15 protein-coding genes are annotated in these 16,829 nt (G+C 70.4%); 5 read left to right on the forward strand and 10 right to left on the reverse strand.

Annotated elements, in window-relative coordinates; genetic code table 11:
* Positions 1-12 precede the first annotated feature (12 nt).
* The 3 genes from AB0I81_RS11700 to AB0I81_RS11710 form a co-directional block, all read right to left on the reverse strand.
* The gene (locus AB0I81_RS11700) at positions 13-144 is read right to left on the reverse strand and encodes a lasso RiPP family leader peptide-containing protein (RefSeq protein ID WP_360653999.1); all 132 of its coding nucleotides are present in this window, start codon (positions 142-144) and stop codon (positions 13-15) included.
* A gap of 82 nt (positions 145-226) precedes the next feature.
* Positions 227-931, reverse strand: coding sequence for a hypothetical protein (locus AB0I81_RS11705; RefSeq protein ID WP_360654002.1), 705 nt, complete (start codon positions 929-931; stop codon positions 227-229).
* Between the two features lie 93 nt (positions 932-1,024).
* Positions 1,025-1,510 carry a DUF6194 family protein gene (locus AB0I81_RS11710; protein ID WP_360654004.1) on the reverse strand — a complete coding sequence of 162 codons (486 nt, stop codon included), beginning with the start codon at positions 1,508-1,510 and terminating at the stop codon, positions 1,025-1,027.
* Between the two features lie 159 nt (positions 1,511-1,669).
* Here AB0I81_RS11710 and AB0I81_RS11715 point away from each other — a divergent pair, with 159 nt between their 5' ends.
* Positions 1,670-2,407: a phosphotransferase gene (locus AB0I81_RS11715; RefSeq protein WP_360654007.1), complete on the forward strand. Its 738-nt coding sequence runs from the start codon at positions 1,670-1,672 to the stop codon at positions 2,405-2,407.
* A 29-nt stretch (positions 2,408-2,436) separates the two neighbouring features.
* Here the strand turns inward: AB0I81_RS11715 and AB0I81_RS11720 are convergent, their stop codons facing one another.
* Positions 2,437-3,936: a M48 family metallopeptidase gene (locus AB0I81_RS11720; RefSeq protein ID WP_360654010.1), complete on the reverse strand. Its 1,500-nt coding sequence runs from the start codon at positions 3,934-3,936 to the stop codon at positions 2,437-2,439.
* Between the two features lie 80 nt (positions 3,937-4,016).
* Here AB0I81_RS11720 and AB0I81_RS11725 point away from each other — a divergent pair, with 80 nt between their 5' ends.
* Together AB0I81_RS11725 and AB0I81_RS11730 are read left to right on the forward strand one after the other, a co-directional pair.
* A complete protein-coding gene (locus tag AB0I81_RS11725) occupies positions 4,017-5,255 on the forward strand; it encodes a deoxyguanosinetriphosphate triphosphohydrolase (RefSeq protein WP_360654013.1) in 1,239 nt (412 codons plus the stop codon).
* 186 nt (positions 5,256-5,441) lie between these two features.
* On the forward strand, positions 5,442-6,599 hold the full coding sequence (locus AB0I81_RS11730; protein ID WP_360654016.1) for an FAD-dependent oxidoreductase: 1,158 nt from the start codon (positions 5,442-5,444) through the stop codon (positions 6,597-6,599).
* Here the strand turns inward: AB0I81_RS11730 and AB0I81_RS11735 are convergent.
* Positions 6,565-7,440, reverse strand: a complete 876-nt coding sequence (locus tag AB0I81_RS11735) for a M23 family metallopeptidase (protein ID WP_360654019.1) — start codon at positions 7,438-7,440, stop codon at positions 6,565-6,567. The two genes, AB0I81_RS11730 and AB0I81_RS11735, sit on opposite strands and share 35 nt — an antisense overlap.
* 184 nt (positions 7,441-7,624) lie before the next feature.
* On the opposite strand from AB0I81_RS11735, the gene dnaG reads away from it, so the two are divergent.
* Complete coding sequence (gene dnaG / locus AB0I81_RS11740) at positions 7,625-9,466, forward strand: DNA primase (RefSeq protein ID WP_360654022.1); 1,842 nt, start codon at positions 7,625-7,627, stop codon at positions 9,464-9,466.
* A gap of 1,049 nt (positions 9,467-10,515) precedes the next feature.
* Entirely contained in the window at positions 10,516-11,652 is a 1,137-nt protein-coding gene (gene rpoD, locus AB0I81_RS11745) for an RNA polymerase sigma factor RpoD (RefSeq protein ID WP_360655511.1), read from the forward strand.
* Between the two features lie 225 nt (positions 11,653-11,877).
* Here rpoD and AB0I81_RS11750 read toward each other — a convergent pair whose 3' ends face one another.
* Genes AB0I81_RS11750 through AB0I81_RS11770 form a run of 5 tightly spaced genes read right to left on the reverse strand, consistent with a single transcriptional unit; the run spans position 11,878 to position 16,807 of the window.
* Positions 11,878-12,684, reverse strand: coding sequence for a transporter substrate-binding domain-containing protein (locus tag AB0I81_RS11750; RefSeq protein ID WP_360654025.1), 807 nt, complete (start codon positions 12,682-12,684; stop codon positions 11,878-11,880).
* Positions 12,681-14,045 (reverse strand): hypothetical protein, encoded by a 1,365-nt coding sequence (locus AB0I81_RS11755; RefSeq protein WP_360654028.1) that lies wholly within the window; start codon positions 14,043-14,045, stop codon positions 12,681-12,683. Before AB0I81_RS11755 ends, AB0I81_RS11750 begins: the two co-directional genes overlap by 4 nt.
* Positions 14,042-14,686 (reverse strand): FHA domain-containing protein, encoded by a 645-nt coding sequence (locus tag AB0I81_RS11760; RefSeq protein ID WP_360654031.1) that lies wholly within the window; start codon positions 14,684-14,686, stop codon positions 14,042-14,044. The genes AB0I81_RS11755 and AB0I81_RS11760 overlap by 4 nt, the downstream gene beginning before the upstream one ends.
* Positions 14,686-15,972: a VWA domain-containing protein gene (locus AB0I81_RS11765; protein ID WP_360654034.1), complete on the reverse strand. Its 1,287-nt coding sequence runs from the start codon at positions 15,970-15,972 to the stop codon at positions 14,686-14,688. The genes AB0I81_RS11760 and AB0I81_RS11765 overlap by 1 nt, the downstream gene beginning before the upstream one ends.
* Positions 15,965-16,807 (reverse strand): protein phosphatase 2C domain-containing protein, encoded by an 843-nt coding sequence (locus tag AB0I81_RS11770; protein WP_360654037.1) that lies wholly within the window; start codon positions 16,805-16,807, stop codon positions 15,965-15,967. The genes AB0I81_RS11765 and AB0I81_RS11770 overlap by 8 nt, the downstream gene beginning before the upstream one ends.
* Positions 16,808-16,829 lie beyond the last annotated feature (22 nt).

Here is a 16,829-nt window from a genome sequence, read left to right on the forward strand (position 1 = left end):
CGGGCCTCCGCTCTACCAGATGTCCATGTAGTCGAAGAAGTCCGGCACGTCCCAGCCCCAGCCCCGCGTGAGCTCACCGAACCCACCGACCTCGGCCACGAACGGAGGCTCGTACGAGACGGGCTGCTGCTCGTTGTGAACCATGTCCTTCCCCTTTCTGGTAAGCGGGCTTTTCGCTTCGCTTCAACCTCCCATACAGGGGCTATGGCGGAAAGTAGTTAAACCACTACCTAAGGTGCCCATCATTGTGACCGGCCGTCACCACGAGCCGCACGGCCCGCCCGCTGCCCGCGACGATCACCGCTCCGGGCCGCGTCTGCCCGATCCACTCCCCGGGCGTCGTGGACGGCGCGAGCACCCGGTCGTACGGGCCCCGCTCGGGACACCCGCGCAGACGGTCGTCGATGACCAGGTTCGGGCGCACCCCGGCGGCGGCCAGATTCCTGGCGGCCGCCTCCGCCACCCGGACGTCCTCCTCCACCGACGTCACGCGCCCCGGCTCGCCGGCCAGCCGGCACAGCAGCGCGGTGATCCACCCGCTGCCCGTGCCCACTTCGAGCACGCGGTCCCCGGGGCGCGGGTCGAGGAGTTCGAGCAGGTCGACGGCGGCACTGGGGGCCGGGTTGACGCAGGTGTAGGAGGTGCCGTACGCGCCGAGCGGGGTGGCGATCGGCTTGCCGGAGTAGACGGCGTCCCACCAGGCCGGCGGATCGCGGTCGCGGTCGATCGGCACGGCGCAGCCGTCCTCGCCGAGCGCGAGGCCGAGCGAGGGCACGAACCAGTGGCGCGGAACCTTCCGCAGGGCCCGCAGGATCGCGCCGGCGGCGGGGGCACGCCGCTCCGTGATGGCCGCGATCATCGCCTCCAGCCGCCAGGCAATGTGCGGAAGCGTCTGTGAGCCTCGCCGGGTCCCGCCGTCGTGCCTGCTCACAGCGCCTCCTCCAGCCGGGCGAATGCTAAGGGTGACCGTATGACCACGCATCGCAGGCTGGCAAGGCCGTTCGGGAAACGGCCACGGGGAGGATCACTTGGCCGGACGCGGCCGGTGGCGCTTGGCGGCGCGCTCGTGCGCGTCGCTCAGGAGGGTCCGGGTACGTCGCACGCTCTCCTCGTCCTCGCCCGGGTTCAGGATGGAGATCCATCCCTGCTTGAAGTACAGCGGGTTGGGAATGACCTGGTTGATCACGCGGTAGTCGGTGCCGTCGTGGTGCTCGGCGTGGGCCGCGGGCGGGTGGCCGATGAGCCGCTCGAACACCTCCCGGCCGACGGCCACGTTCAGCCGGAAGACGCCGGGCCGGTTGAGGTCGGAGGCGGTGTCGAACCCGTCGTAGTCCTTGGTCACGATCGTCGCGTACGGCAGGCGCCCGTCGGTGGGCACCCGGCCCTCCGGGGCGTAGAAGATGAACGTGTCCCCCCACGCCACCTCCGGGGCCTCGCCGTCCGGCCCCGCGGTGAAGGCGATGGTTTCGGCCAGGCCGCTCACGAACTCGATGATGTCCTTCTCGGTCATGCGGAACCTCTTTCTCGCTGATTTCCTGCCTTCAATCGTCTCATTGAAGTGCTATTTGAGACTTTGACCAGGAACTTCCCGCTGAGAACGGCCAGAACTCTCAAGTCGGGGATGACGCCCGGGCTTCGCGTGCGGCGGCCGTCCGGCAAGCTGGACCACATGTCCGAGACACCTCTCCCCGGCGGTTTCGTGAACGCCGTCATCCGCGTCGGCGACACCGTCCGCCGCCCACCCGCCCCGGGCGCCGCGTACGTCCATGCGTTGCTGCGCCTGTTCGAGCGGCACGGCTGGCCGGGCGCGCCGCGCTTCCTCGGCCTCGACGATCAGGGACGCGAGATCCTGACGTACGTGGAGGGGCACGTGGCCTGGGAGGAGGCCCAGCCGGACGGCGTCACCTCGGACGAGAGCCTGGCCCTGGCGGCGGAGCTGGTACGGCGGTTCCACGACCTGACCGCCGGCACCCCGCTGGCCGGGGACGCCGAGGTCGCCTGCCACAACGACCTGTCACCGAAGAACACCGTCTACCGCGACGACGGCGCGGGGCTGCGGCCCGTGGCGTTCATCGACTGGGACCTCGCGGGGCCGGGGCGGCGGATCCACGACGTGGCGCACGTCTGCTGGCAGTACGCCGGCCTGGGTCCGGGCGCGGAACCCGGCACGGCGGCCCGCAGGATGCGGGTGATCTGCGACGCCTACGGGCCGGCCGCCGACCGGGGCGAACTGGTGGACACCGTCCTGTGGTGGCAGGACCGCTGCAGGCGCGGCATCGAGGCGGACGCGGAGGCGGGGATGCCACACGCGGTCAGGTTGCGCGCGGACGGCGTGGTCGAGCAGGTACGCGCCGCGCACGACTGGGTCGCGCGGCACAGGGAGGAACTGGAACAGGCCCTGCGCTGAAAGAAGGGCTCAGCTCAACACGGCCGTGTTCAGTTCAGCGCGGCCGGGCTGGGCTCCTCGATCGGTACGTAGTCGTGCCGCATGCCATGATCACCCAGCCACCGCCGCAGCCCCGCCACCGCCGCCGGATCGGCCGCCACCTGGGCCGCGTACTCCGACAGCGCGACCTCCTCCCCGTCGTCGAACAGCAGCCGCGCGGGCCCCGACCACGACAACGTCCACTTGGCCTGGCCGAGCTGGATCAGCACCGCCTCCAGCGCCTGCCCCAGCACCCCGGCCAGCAGCGTCGGCGACGGGTTCCAGCCCTGCTCCAGCAGCTTGGCCTCCAGCTCCGCCTGCCGTCCCCGCCCGATCGCCTCGAACGCCGCGTCCAGGTACGGCTGCGCGGCCCCCATCACCTGCTGCCCGGCCGTCGCCAGGTCACGCAGGGCCTCGGCGTTGCGGCCGGCGTACATGCCGCGCGCGACCAGTTCCTCCCACGACACCGGCCGCAGGTTCCGCAGCGCGTCCGGCGTCCACATCGACTGCTCCACCGCCTGCACCGCCACGTTGGGATCGACCAGCAGCGTCAGGGCCGAGCGCGGGTCGGGCACCTGCTGCGGCTCGGGCAGGTGCTCGATCGCGGTCAGGCGCTCGGCCAGGCTCGGGTGCGAGTCGTAGGGGGAGACCTCCTCGGGCTCCTCGCCCAGCTTCATGAGCTCGGCCTGGCGGTCGGGGTCGCTCATGAGCGCGTGGAAGCCGCCGAACACGGTGGCCGGCCTGAAGCCGCCCGTGCCGGTCAGCACCAGGTAGTTGTTGACGTACAGGTCCCAGCCTGTCGCGGTGGCGTGGATCTTGCGCAGGGCGCCCGACATGGCCTGCCGTCCGCCGATCGCGACGGCCAGCTGGTCGGCCTCCAGCTCCTGCTTGCGCGAGACGGCCTGCGAGATCCGCAGGTAGAGCTTGGTGTACCAGGTGAACAGGCGCTGGATGAACGGATGGTTGTGCAGGCCCTGGACGGTGGCGATGAGCGAGACCCGGCCCCGGTAGACCGGCGCGCCCAGCCGCGTGTGCGCGCCGCTGTAGTGGCCGAGCTCGTGCCCGAGCACCGAGCGCATCTCGTCCACGGTGAGCGTCTGCAGCAGCGGCAGGCCGATGAACATGCGCCGCCGCGTCGCCCGCAGCCCGAGGAACCGCGTGTCCTCGGAGACGGCCGCGTTCACCTCGGCGACCAGCCGGATCTCGTCCGGCGGCGCGGTGCGTACCCGCTGGGCCAGCTCCTGCACCGTCTGCCACAACACCGGCTCGTGCTCGCGCCCGACGGGCACGCCGGGCTGCTCACCATCCTGCCGGCGGCTGACCATGACCAGCGCGCGGACGAGTGCGGCGGCGGCCAGCGTGAGCACGACCGCGAACTTGATCGTGTTGGCGTGGAAGTCGACGAGGAGCATGACGTCGAGGAAGATCGCGGCGGCCACGAAGAGGCCCACCAGCACGTAGAAGCCGGCGAGCAGGGTAAAGGCCAGCACTGCTCGGAACGCTGTCGTCATGGGGAAGGGCTCCCGGGGAATGGTATCTCGCGAGGCTCGACACTAGCGGAGACATGAAACTGGATAAAATCACTTCACCGATGCCGTATTACGACGAGCATGACCAAGAGCGTTGGGCTCCGGAACTTCCCGGCAATCCGGAAGGCGCCGCGTTCGAACGCGGCGCCTTCGAACGCGACAGGGCACGCGTGCTGCACAGCGCCGCTCTGCGCAGGCTGGCCGCCAAGACGCAGGTCGTCGGGCCGGGAGAGACGTTCGGCGGCGGCCAGCACATCCCGCGCACCCGGCTGACGCACTCTCTCGAATGCGCCCAGGTGGGCAGGGAGATGGGCGCCACCCTCGGCGTGGACCCCGACCTGGTGGAGACCGCCTGCCTGGCCCACGACCTGGGGCACCCGCCGTTCGGTCACAACGGCGAGATGGCGCTCAACGAGCTGGCCGACTCGTGCGGCGGCTTCGAGGGCAACGCCCAGAGCCTGCGCCTGCTGACCAGGCTGGAGGCCAAGGTGCTCACCGAGGACGGGCACAGCGCCGGGCTCAACCTGACCCGCGCCGCCCTGGACGCCTCCATCAAGTACCCGTGGACGTGCGACAAGTCGCCCAAGTTCGGCGTGTACGACGACGACCTGCCGGTGTTCGAGTGGATCAGGCGGGGCGCGCCGGAGGGCAGGGTGAGCTTCGAGGCACAGATCATGGACTGGGCCGACGACGTCGCCTACTCCGTACACGATCTTGAGGACGCCCTGCACCTGGGCCACGTCACCCCCGAGGCCCTGCGCTCACCCGTCGAGCGCGCCGCCGTCTGCGAGATCACCCGCACCTGGTACGCCCCCGGCGCCGACCCGGGCGAGCTGGCGGAGGTCTTCACCAAACTGATCGCCGACCCGCTCTGGCCGCGCAGCTTCGAGGCCACGATCGCCGACCTGGCCGGGCTCAAGGCGCTCACCAGCGGGCTCATCGGCCGCTTCTGCCGTTCGGCGCAGGCCGCCACCCTGGAGGAGGCGCACGGCTCCCGCCACCGCACCGACCTCGTCGTGCCGCACGCCACCAGGCTGGAGTGCGCGCTGCTCAAGGGCGTCACCGCGCACTACGTGATGACCACCGAGGGCCACAACGCCAACCAGGCCAGGCAGCGCGAGCTGATCGCCGAACTGGCCTCCGTGACCATGCTGGGCGCCCCCGGCACGCTGGAGCCCGCCTTCCGGCCCGCGTTCCTGGAGGCCGCGAACGACGCCGCCCGCGTACGCGTGGTGATCGACCAGATCGCCTCACTCACCGACACCTCGGCGGTGGCCTGGCACCGCGCACTCTCCCGCTGATCCGTGACGCCTGAAGCCCGCCGACCCGTGACGCCGTGAGGCCCGCCGACCCGTGCGTGACGCCTGTGGCCCGCCGACCCGTGACGTCCAAGGGCCGCCGGCTTGCGGTGCCAGAGGTTCGTAACGAGCCAGGTCGCCTGGCACAACCCGCTTTCCCGAAGACCCCGGCGGGCGCATACTGCGCCCATGGCCACATATGTGATCGTCGGCGCCGGACTGGCCGGGGCGAAGGCCGCGCAGACGTTGCGCGAGGAGGGCTTCGACGGCGAGATCGTGCTGATCGGCGCGGAGAGCGAACGGCCCTATGAGAGACCGCCCCTGTCCAAGGACTACCTCCAGGGCAAGAGCGAACGAGAGAAGATCTTCGTCCACGCCCCCGGCTGGTACGCGGGCAACGGTGTGGATCTCCGGCTCGGCATCCGGGTCACCCGCATAGAGCCGCGGCACCACCTGGTCCGGCTCGGGGACGGGTCGCGCCAGCCGTACGACAAACTGCTCATAGCGACCGGCGCCGTGCCCAGACGCCTGCCGGGACCCGCCCACTACCTGCGTACCGTCGAGGACAGCGAGGCGCTCGGGCGGCGCTTCGCGCAGGCCGGCTCCGTGCTGGTCGTCGGCGCGTCCTGGATCGGCCTGGAGACCGCGGCGGCGGCCAGGCAGGCCGGCTGTGAGGTGACGGTCGTCGAGCCCGAGCCCACCGCGCTCAACCGTGCGCTCGGCCCCGAACTCGGCGGGCTGTTCGCCCGCCTGCACGCGAGCAAGGGCGTGGACCTGCGTTTCGGCACCGCCGCCGCGGAAGTAACCGGGACCGGCGTGCGGCTCAGCTCCGGCGAACGGCTCACCGCCGACCTCGTCGTCGCCGGCATCGGCGCCGCGCCCGAGGTCGGGCTTGCCCGCGACGCCGGCCTCGACGTCGGCCAGGGCATCCGCACCGACGCCGCCCTGCGCACCTCGCACCCCGACGTGTACGCCGCCGGCGACGTGGCCGAGTTCTTCCACCCCCTGTACGGCCGCCACATCCGCGTCGAACACTGGGCCAACGCCCTGCACGGCGGCCCGGCCGCGGCCAGGTCCATGCTCGGCCGGGAGATGTCCTACGACCGGCTCCCGTACTTCTACACCGACCAGTACGAACTGGGCATGGAGTTCTCCGGCGACATCGAGGGCCACGACGAGATCGTCTACCGCGGCGACCCCGAGAGCATGGAGTTCATCGCCTACTGGCTGCGCGGCGGGCGCGTCGTCGCGGGCATGAACGTCAACGTCTGGGACGTCGTGGACGACATCCAGGAGCTCATCACGTCGGGCGTCACGGTGGACCAAAAGGAGCTGTCGTCGGGTTGAGGGTGGTGATCCCGCCGTCCCTGGCCTGCCTGGGCTTCGGGGTGGTCGTGCTCGGCTGGGGCCGCCGCGGCTGTTTCGAGGCGCACAGGACCGTGCAGTCCGGCGTCTCGCCGAGCTTCCCGCGCAGCTTCAGCGTCTCATCCCTCGGGGAGAGCGTACGGTTGCCCGTCTGCCAGGCGTCGAGGTAGTCCCACGGCTTGACCATCCCCCTGCGTACCCACCAGAAGGCCGGGCCGGTCTTCCACGAGATCGCGAAGTAGAGGTTGGGAGCGGTGTCGCGGGCGTTGCCCGACCTGCCGACCCGGCCCAGCGCCTGGCCGGCCTTGACCCGGACGCCCGGCTTGATCCCACGGGCCACCGAGTCGAGATGACCGCCGAGGTACCGCACGCCGTCCGCACCGATGATCGTGACGAACCTGCCCTCGCGCGTGGCGCCCGTGTCCGTGGAGGGCGACCACCTGTTCCGCACGTTCACCTCATCCACCACGCCATCGACCGGCGCGACGAACGAGCACCCCTGCTTGGCCCAGATGGTCGTCTTGGGCAGGACGAGCAGCTTGCGCTGGTAGGTCGTCTTACAGCCCTTCACCGGGAAGGTGTAGGTGTACTTCGACAACTTCGGCGGCGGCACCTTGGTCGGGGCGTCACCCTTGGGCGGCTGCGCGGCCGCCTGGTGCTCGGGCGTCGGGATCGTGGCGGTGACCACCGGCGTGCCCGTGATCGTGGGCGCGGCGGGGGACTCGGCTCCGGCTCCCGCCTGCCCGGCGGCCTGTGAACAGGCACCGGTCAGCAGCACGACGCCCGTGATGGCCGTCCATCGACTGATATGCCCCGATCGCATGATCTCCACCTGTGTCACCGTTTCCACCGACAACCTTTACCTTTGTAGCCGACGTGGGGACCACGCAAGGCCGCTTTCCCCCTTTCACAGCCCGGAGGTAACCCCCGCCTTCCTCCCCGCTCACCCGCCCGCGGACACCCACTGGGGCACCGAACCGTCAGTGGGGCGGCATAGACTTCCCGGCGTGGCTGGCCGCATCCGTGACGTCGACATCGCGCTCGTACGCGAGCGTTCCCCCATCGCCGATGTGATCGGCGAGCACATCCAGTTGCGCAACGCCGGAGGTGGCAACCTCAAGGGGTTGTGCCCCTTCCACGACGAGAAGAGCCCGTCCTTCAACGTCACCCCCGAGCGCGGAATGTACTTCTGCTTCGGTTGCAGCGAGGGCGGCGACGTGATCACGTTCGTCGAGAAGATCGAGCACCTGACGTTCACCGAGGCAGTCGAGCGGTTGGCGCAGCGGGCCGGCGTCCACCTGCAGTACGAGCAGGGCGGTTACGTCCCCAAGCGGGACCATGGCGAGCGGGCCCGGCTGATCGAGGCGCACCGGGCGGCGGCCGAGTTCTACGCCGACAAGCTCATGGCGCCCGACGCGTCGGTCGGGCGGCGGTTCCTGTCGGAGCGGGGCTTCGAGCGGGCCGACGCCGAGGCGTTCGGGGTGGGTCACGCGCCGGCCGAGTGGGAGGCGCTGAGCCGCCATCTCCTGGGGCGCGGGTTCACCGTGGAGGAGTTGATCAAGGGCGGGCTGGCCAGGGAGGGGCGGCGCGGGCCGATCGACCGGTTCCGCGGGCGGCTGATCTGGCCGATCAGGGACGCGACGGGCGATGTGATCGGGTTCGGCGCGCGGAAGCTGCTCGATTCCGACGACGGCCCGAAATATCTGAATACGCCTGACTCGCCGCTTTACAAGAAGAGCCAGGTGCTTTATGGCATTGATCTTGCCAAGCGGGAGATCTCCAAGCGCGCGCAGGCCGTGATCGTCGAGGGATACACCGACGTGATGGCCTGTCACCTGGCCGGCGTGCCGACCGCGGTGGCCACCTGCGGCACCTCCTTCGGCGAGGAGCACATCAAGATCCTGCGCCGTTTCCTGCTGGACCAGGCCGAGTTCCGGGGCGAGGTCATCTTCACCTTCGACGGCGACGCGGCCGGGCAGAAGGCGGCGTTGCGGGCGTTCGCCGATGAGCAGAAGTTCGTCACGCAGACGTACGTCGCGGTGCAGAGCGACGGGCTCGACCCGTGCGACCTGCGCATCAAGCAGGGCGACGCGGCGGTGCGGGACCTGATCGCCAGCAGGGAGCCGCTGTTCCAGTTCGCGATCAGGAGCACCATCTCCCGCTACGACCTGCGCAGCAACGAGGGCAAGATCGCCGCCCTCGACGCGGCCGCGCCGATCGTGGCCGGGATCAAGGACGTGGGCCTGCGCAAGCGGTACGCGATCGACCTGGACCGGTGGCTGGGCTTCATGGACGAGCGGTTCGTCATGCAGCGCATCGGCGAGGTGTCCGGCGCCCAGCAGGGCCGCCGTCAGCGTCTGCCCAAGGCGGCGCCGCTGGATCCGAGCGTGCGCGTCGAGGGCGAACTGCTCAAGCTGGCCGTGCAGCGTCCGGCGCTGCTGGGGCCGCGCTTCGACGCGATCGACGCGCAGGCGTTCACGGCTCCCGACCACGTGGTCCTGCACAAGGTCATCGTCGCGGCCGGCGGGCTGGCGGCGGCCGGGCACGGCGGGCGGGAGTGGGTGGACCGGCTGCTGGAGCACGCTCACGAGGAGGGCGCGCGGGCGCTGGTGACCCGCTTCGCGGTGGAGGCCATCCACGCCGACGCGCACGCCGAGGAGCGCTACGCCGGCGACATCCTGACGGCCGTGGAGGCCATGCCGGTCGATCGGGCCATCGCGCAGGTGAAGTCGCGGATCCAGCGGCTCAATCCGGTGGAGGAGCCGCAGGAGTACAACAAGCTGTTCGGCGAGCTGGTGGCACTGGAGCAGCAGCGCCGCGTCCTGCGCAACCGCGTGGCAGGCGGCTGAGGGAGCTTCGGAGGCGCGGACCGCTCACACCACGGGACGTCTTGCGCTCCGGTCGCCGTCGGTCGTCCCTTGGGGTGGTGGTGATCGGGGGCGCGAAGAGGAATGCGGTCCTACCGAGCCGGTGGAAATGAGCGCGGTAAGCGCGCATCCGGCTGCGGCTGCCGGGAAATTCCCGGCGCCCGGCCGGAAATCCACTCCAGGCGAGCACCACGCCCAAAGCGGCGCCGCGGACCTTCTTCCATCGCCGGGAGCAATTCAGCCGGCCCCTTCTCCGGCGCTCGCGGTTGTTTCCCGAAGCGGCGCGCCCCGGCCGCGAGCCCCTCACCCGCCGTCACCCCCGGCCTCCGGACCCCAGCACCGACCTGCTGCGGAAGGCTGACGGCCGGCTTCCCGCCCGGAAAAGGCACATGTAACCGGAGTCGTACGACCACGCGCGACCGCCGCCAATAAGGTGAGCTTGCGTCACCTTCGAGGCGCTCATTCTCCGAATTCGCCCGGACCATAACCTCATGCCCCATCCGGCCTGTCTCGCCGGGGATATGGAGAAACGCGCGAATGCCGATCGCCCATAAGTTCCCAATAAGTTCGATGCGGAACCACCCGGCAAGGCGTCAAGATCGCCCGCTTTCCGCCACCCGGACGGCCCCGCCCGCCGAGCCGGTCCCACGGTTGACGATCACCCCCGCGCCGGACGGCGACCGTCCCGACAGGCCCCCGACCGGCAAGATCGCGCCCATCGAAGGTAACAGTTTGGCAGCGATCGCAAGCTGCATAACCGGGTGGTTGACCGTGGAACTTGGCGCGGTCCAAGCTGCGACAAAGCGGGAGGACAACGGCATCCGGGCAGCGAAAGAGTTGCGTCCGACCCATCGGCGGTGCCGGGCGCGGGAATCCAGACCGCGTAATTGACTTTACTATCCTGATCAAACTCGGGCTAAACCTTATAGCGATCTCAAATCCGCAAAGACGATCGTCTTACCTTCCGTGACAAAAATGGGTCTGCCATTTGCTGGAACCAATACTGCAGACTGTCTCCCGTGGGTGCATCGGTGCTGCCAAGTGGACCGCCATCCGTAGATCAGGTGGCGGACCTCGTCGCGAAGGGAAGGGAGCGCGGAAGCGTAACCGTCGATGACGTCGCAGCCGCGCTTGACCGATCAGAGTTGCCGTCCGACGCGCTGGAGCGCGTCGTGCGGATGCTCGCCGAGAACGGCGTGGAGGTCCTCGAGCCGCAGGGCGATGAGGAGGCCCCCCGCGCCGATGAGGAAGACGTAGGCAAGCGGGCGCCGACCAGCGATCTTGTCCGTATATATCTGCGGGAGATCGGCCGTGTGCCGCTGCTGACCGCTGAAGAGGAGGTGGAACTCGCCAAGTCCATCGAAGCCGGCCTGTTCGCCGAGGACAAGCTGGCCAACGGGGTCTCGCGACTGGCCTTCCCGGAGTTCAGGGAGCTGGTCTGGCAGGGCACCCGGGCCAAACAGCGGCTCATCGAAGCCAACCTCAGGCTCGTGGTGTCGATCGCCAAGCGGTACGTGGGCCGCGGCATGCTCTTCCTGGACCTGATCCAGGAGGGCAACCTCGGACTCATCCGGGCAGTGGAGAAGTTCGACTACACGAAGGGCTACAAGTTCTCCACCTACGCGACCTGGTGGATCAGACAGGCGATCACTCGGGCCATCGCCGACCAGGCACGGACGATCCGCATCCCCGTGCACATGGTGGAGACCATCAACAAGCTCGTCAGAGTGCAGCGTCAGCTCCATCAGGACCTCGGCCGCGAGCCGATCCCCGAGGAGATCGCCAAGGAGATGGACCTCCCTGTCGATCGAGTGGTGGAGATCCAGCGCATCGCCCAGGAGCCCGTGTCGCTGCAGTCGCCGATCGGCGAGGAGGACTCCGACCTCGGAGACTTCATCGAGGACGCCGACGCTGTCGTGCCCATGGAGGCCGCGGCCTTCATCATGTTGCAGGACCAGCTCGACGACATCCTCGCCACGCTGTCGGACCGCGAGCAGCGCATCATCCAGCTCCGCTTCGGCCTGGCCGACGGGCATCCGCGCACGCTGGAGGAGGTGGGCAGGGAGTTCGGCGTCACGCGGGAGCGCATCCGCCAGATCGAGTCGAAGACGCTGGCCAAGCTCCGCCATCCGACGCGCGCGCAGATGTTGCGGGACTACCTGGACTGATCACGCGAAACAGGAGGGCGACCCGGGCCGAGCACCCGGGCCGCCCTCCTGCGTGGGACGCTTCGAGAAGAGCACCCGGGCCGCCCTCCTGCGTGGGACGCTTCGAGAAGAGCGCCCGGGTCGCCCTCCTGCGTGGACGCTTCGAGAAGAGCGCCCGGGTGGCCCTCCTACGTGGGTTGCGGATGCCTTGAGCCGAGGACCCGGCCGCCCTTGTTCGCGCAAGCCCTACGAGCAGCCTTCGAACTGCGGGACCGCGACGATGCCGCGATCGAGCCACGGCGCGCCGAACCACTTGCGCAGCAGCTTCTCCGTGGTCCCGTCCTGGTACATGGCGGTGATCGCCCGGTTGACCGCCTCGCACCCCGGCACGTCGCCCTTGGCCAGCCCGACCCCCGTACGCTGCTCGTTGAACTGCACCCCGGCCAGCCGCAGCCCCGAGCCGTCCTGCTTGGCCAGGCCCGCCAGGATGATGTCGTTCGTGGTGACCGCGTCCACCTGCGCCGACCGCAGCGCCTGCAGGCACTGCTTGTAGTCGGGGAACGGCACGACCCGCGCCGCCACCTGGCGTTCCTCCACCACCCGCTTGGCCGCGTTCGCGCCCTGCACCTCGCAGATCCGGCGCCCCGACAGGTCGCGCACGTTCTTGATCGTCTCGTCGGGCCGGGTCAGGATGTCCTGATAGGAGATGTGGTACGGCCCCGCGAACAGCACCCGCCGCTTGCGCTCCTGGTCGATCGTGAACGTGGCCACCACCAGGTCGGCCCGCCCGTCGCCGAGCACCTTCTCCCGGTCGGCGGCCAGCACGCCGAGCAGCGAGAACTCCTTGCCCAGCTGGCCGGCCAGGTAACGGGCCACGTCCACGTCGAAGCCCTCGAACCTGCCGTCGGCGCCACGGAAACCGACCGACGGCAGATCCGTGCGTACCCCGATGACGAGCCTGTCCTTGTCCAGGATCGACTCCTGGCCGTTCATCCCGCAGCCCGAGACCGCCACCGCGGCCAGGACCAGCATCACCGCCAGCACCCGCTTCACCGGTACTCCTTGAGTCGTGGCCACACCCCGGCGATCACCAGCAGCCCGATGAGCCCGATGGCGTAGGGGAGCAGCCGCCACAGGTTGTCCAGGGCGCCCTCACCGGTCGCGATCGCGCCGCTGAACACCTTCTCGTGCGTCTTCGACAGATCCACCAGCGTCCGGTCGTAGGAGTCGAACGCCGTCGTGACCGGCCCGAGCCGTTCGGCGACCGCCTCGTTGGCCCGGCCGCCGGTGGCCATCCGGCGGAACTCCGCGTCGGCGGCCTGGAAGGACCGGTAGGCCTCGAAGGTCTGGGCGCCCTGCCGGCCGACGAGCTCGGGGCCGAGCAGGCCGAGGAAGTCCTTGCCGCCCGCGCCGACCGCGCGGTGATAGGCGGTCAGGTTGCCCGCGTTGTAGTAGATCACCGACAGCGACTTGTCCAGGAAGGTGTGCTCGTAGGTGTCGGCCCGTTCCTTGTCCAGCAGGTAGCGGCTCTGGTCGCCCTGCATGCTGTTGCTGATCGCCCGCGCCTTGGCCAGCGTCAGCACCGAGTCGAACCCGGCCGACTTGGCCGTGCGCAGGGCCTCATGGTCCTGGGCCAGCACGCTCGCCCCGAAGAACAGCGCCAGCGCGGTCGTCACCGTCGCCGCCAGCAGCGCGGGCCCGAAGACCCGGCGGAAACGCCGCGCCAGGAACACCTGCAGCCAGATCAGGCAGCCCAGCGCCAGCAGCCCGGCCGCCAGCACCGCGCCCCGCAGGAGCGGCACCATGACGGCCTTCTGGTCGTAGGTGGCGCGCACGATCGTGCCGCTCTCCAAGGTCAGGTTGTACGCCTGCGGCAGCAGCACCATCCGCATCAGGTCGGTGGCCTGCCGGTAGGTCAGCACCACCTTGCGCGGCGGCGGCCCGGGGGCGTGCCCCGCCTGCTCGTCCAGCAGCAGCGCCTGCCCGGCCAGCCGTTCGTAGCGGCCGAGCCCGTCGAGCACCGACTGCACGGTCCGGCGCTCGGCCTCGTTGTCGCCCGACAGCTCGAAGGCCTCCAGCAGCGACCGGTTGGCCTGGGCCCGCTGCGACTCGTACCGGGCCAGCGCCTGCCGCCGCTGCTCGGGATAGCCGTTGCCCATCACCAGCACGTTGGCCACCTGGGCGTCCATGTCGCTGAGCGCCAGGTAGAGCCCGGCGGTGGCGACGACCTGCGGGCCGGCGTCGCGGCCGATGACCCGCAGGCCGTCGCGGGCGCTGGAACTGCCGATCGCGAGCGCCGCGAAGAGCAGCGCCAGCGAGGCGACCGTGATGCCGGAGATGACCCGGATCCGGCCCGGCACGCTCCTGCGCACCGGCGGCGCGGGAGGAGCGCTCCGGGCCTGCACCACGGTCATGGGGTGCCCTCCCTGATCGTGATGACGGTCCAGGCGCCCAGGTGGATCCGGTCGCCGGGGCCGACCTGGACCGGCACGTTGACCTTGAGCGGCTTGCCGTTGAGCTGGGTGCCGTTGGCCGAGCCCGGGTCTACCAGCAGCCACGAGCCGTCCGGCTGACCCAGCAGCACGGCGTGCAGGTGGGACACGCCCGGGTCCTCCGGCGGTCCGGTCAGGTCGATCTCCGGCCGCAGGTTCCTGGCCCGGCTGTGCCGTCCGATGCGTACCTGCTCGCCGTGCAGCGCGAACGAGCGTTCCGGGCAGTACGGCGGGAACGCCATCGCGTCGGCGTCCGGCCCGCCCTCGGCGATGACCTTGTCGTAGTAGGCGCGGTCGGCGGCGGTGACGGCCTCGAAGCGGGCGCCGGCTCCCGGAAGCGGGAGGTCGGCGCCGGTGCCGCTGTAGTCGTGCCCGCACACCTCGCAGAACTGCCCGGCGCGGGGCGTCTGGCAGATCGGGCAGTCCTCTGTAGCGGCCTCCGGCGGGGACGAGGGCTGGGGCGGGGCCGAGGGCTGGGCCTGGGGAGCAGCGGCCATCTGCATGCCGCAGAAGTCGCAGTAGTCGTCGTCGCCCGACTGGTGCCCCTGCGGGCAGGTGGCCATCAGCTTCCGTCCTTGCGCAGCCGGCTCGTCCGCACCGAACCGGTGTCGAGTTCGATCTCGTCGGCCTTGTCCACGTTCCTGCGCAGCCGCGCCGTGCCCGTGGCCGGATCCACCTCCACCACCTTCTCCAGCAGCCTGGCCGTGTCCTCCCTGCCCGACTCGGTGGCGATCTGCCGCGCCTTGGCCAGGCGGGCGGTGGCGGTGTCGACGTCGCCCATGGCGCGGGCGCTGAGCCCGTCCTGGATCAGCTCGTGCAACTCGGCCTGGCCGGTGTAGTGGGCGACCTTCCTGTTGATGCGGGTGGACTGCGCCAGGTCGTCGGTCCACTGGGCCAGCACGTTGCCGGTGGCCAGGACCTCCTGGGTGTCGGGGCGTACGAGCTTGACCCAGCCCGCCCTGATCTCCTGCCCGATCTGCGCGGAGGGCACCTCGACGCAGATGTGGTATTCGCGCTCCTCCTGACCCCACGACCCGGTCGGGTAGTCGCCGGTCAGCGGGTTGACGTCGGTGCGCTTGCCGGTCAGGTCGAGCAGCGTCGGCGAGACCTGCTTGACGAACATCAGCCGTGCCGTCTGCGGCACCCACACCCGCAGCGACAGCTCGGCCACGGTCTTGCTCATCGAGGTCTGCGTGAGCCTGCGGAAGAACTCGGGCAGGTCACCCTGGTTGCGTACGAAGTCGAACGTGCCGAGCATCGCGTCGGCCACCTTGCGCAGCTCGGCCGGCACCCAGTCGTCGCCGACGCCCAGGCTGTCGCAAACAAACTTGCCGCTCCAGCCCGCCAGCGTGGCGGCGAACACCCTGTCCTGCTCGTTGTTCTGCCCGTCCGTCATGAGCAGCGCGTGCTTGATCGTCGCGGGGCTGGCGGTCAGCAGGTGACCGGCCAGCTGCAGCCACTGGCCGATCGCGGTGCCGCCGCCGGCGCTCAGCCGGCTGATGGCCCGCTCGGCCTCGGCCCTGGTGGCGGGGTTGGCCCTGATCAGGCCGGCGTTGCCACCCGGATAGACGACGGTGGCCTTCTCGGTGCCGGCGACCACCGCGAAGTAGACGCCGTCGCGCAGCGTCTGCACGGCGGTCGCGGCCGCCTGCCTGGCCTCCCGGATCTTGCTGCCGCTCATCGAGCCCGACGTGTCAATGATGATCACCTCGGCCGCCTCCGCGGGCGCCTCGGAGACGGGCGCGCTGCCCGTCGAGGCGACGGTGAGGATGGCGTGCACCTCACGGCCGTCAATGGGCAGGTACTTGTTCTGGTCGATGTTCAGCGTGAAAGCGGGCTGGTCACCCATACGATTCTCCTAGGGGGATCAAAGCAATCGTCACGTTGTCCTGGCCGCCGCTGCCGAGCGCGTGGCGCAGCATCTCGCGGGCCATCTCGATGGGGGTCCCGGTGGTGGGCAGGTCGTAGCCGTCCAGATAGCGCCACAGGCCGTCGCTGCAGACCAGCAGCAGGCCCGGCTCCTCGGGCAGGAAGGTCCGCAGGTGCGGAGTGACGTCCCCGGCGTCGGCGCCGAGCCAGGCGGTGATCTCGCCGGTCTCCACCGCGTCGTCCACGGTCAGCAGGGTGCCGGCGGGCAGCAGGTAGGCCCGCGTGTCACCGGCCCAGCAGAGCGTGACCCGGCCGTCCCGCGCGACCACGGCCGAGATGTACGTGCACGCGGGCGCGTCGTGCACCGAGGCCGCCAGCTTGCTCACCGCCCGGCTCGCCAGCTCGAACGCCTCCTCCTGCGGCAGCCCCCTGGCCAGCGCCGCGGCCGCGGTCTCGACGGCCACCGCGGACGCCTCGTCGGCCCTGGGCGAGCTGCCCACGCCGTCGCACACCACGGTCACGACCGACCCGTCCGCCTCCAGCAGCGCCACCGCGTCCTCGTTGCGGCTGCGCCGCAATCCCCTGTCAGTCAGCGCCGCCGCGCCGCCGGGGAGCACGCTCTCGGCGTGATCCCTGCCGGTGGGCTGGCGCAGGCCGCACCGCTCGCAATAACCCTCCGCGTCCACGGCCGCCGCGCCGCAGGAGGCGCAGGCCGGCGCGCCCAGGGGGTGGCCGCACGCCTCGCAGTACACGTCTCCCGCCAGCACGGGCGCCTCACAGACGGGACACATGCCGTCCTGGCCCACTACAGCCACGTCCTCGGTCGCACGGCGCTCG

Source organism: Nonomuraea sp. NPDC050404 (genome assembly GCF_040655495.1).
Taxonomy (GTDB): Bacteria; Actinomycetota; Actinomycetes; order Streptosporangiales; family Streptosporangiaceae; genus Nonomuraea.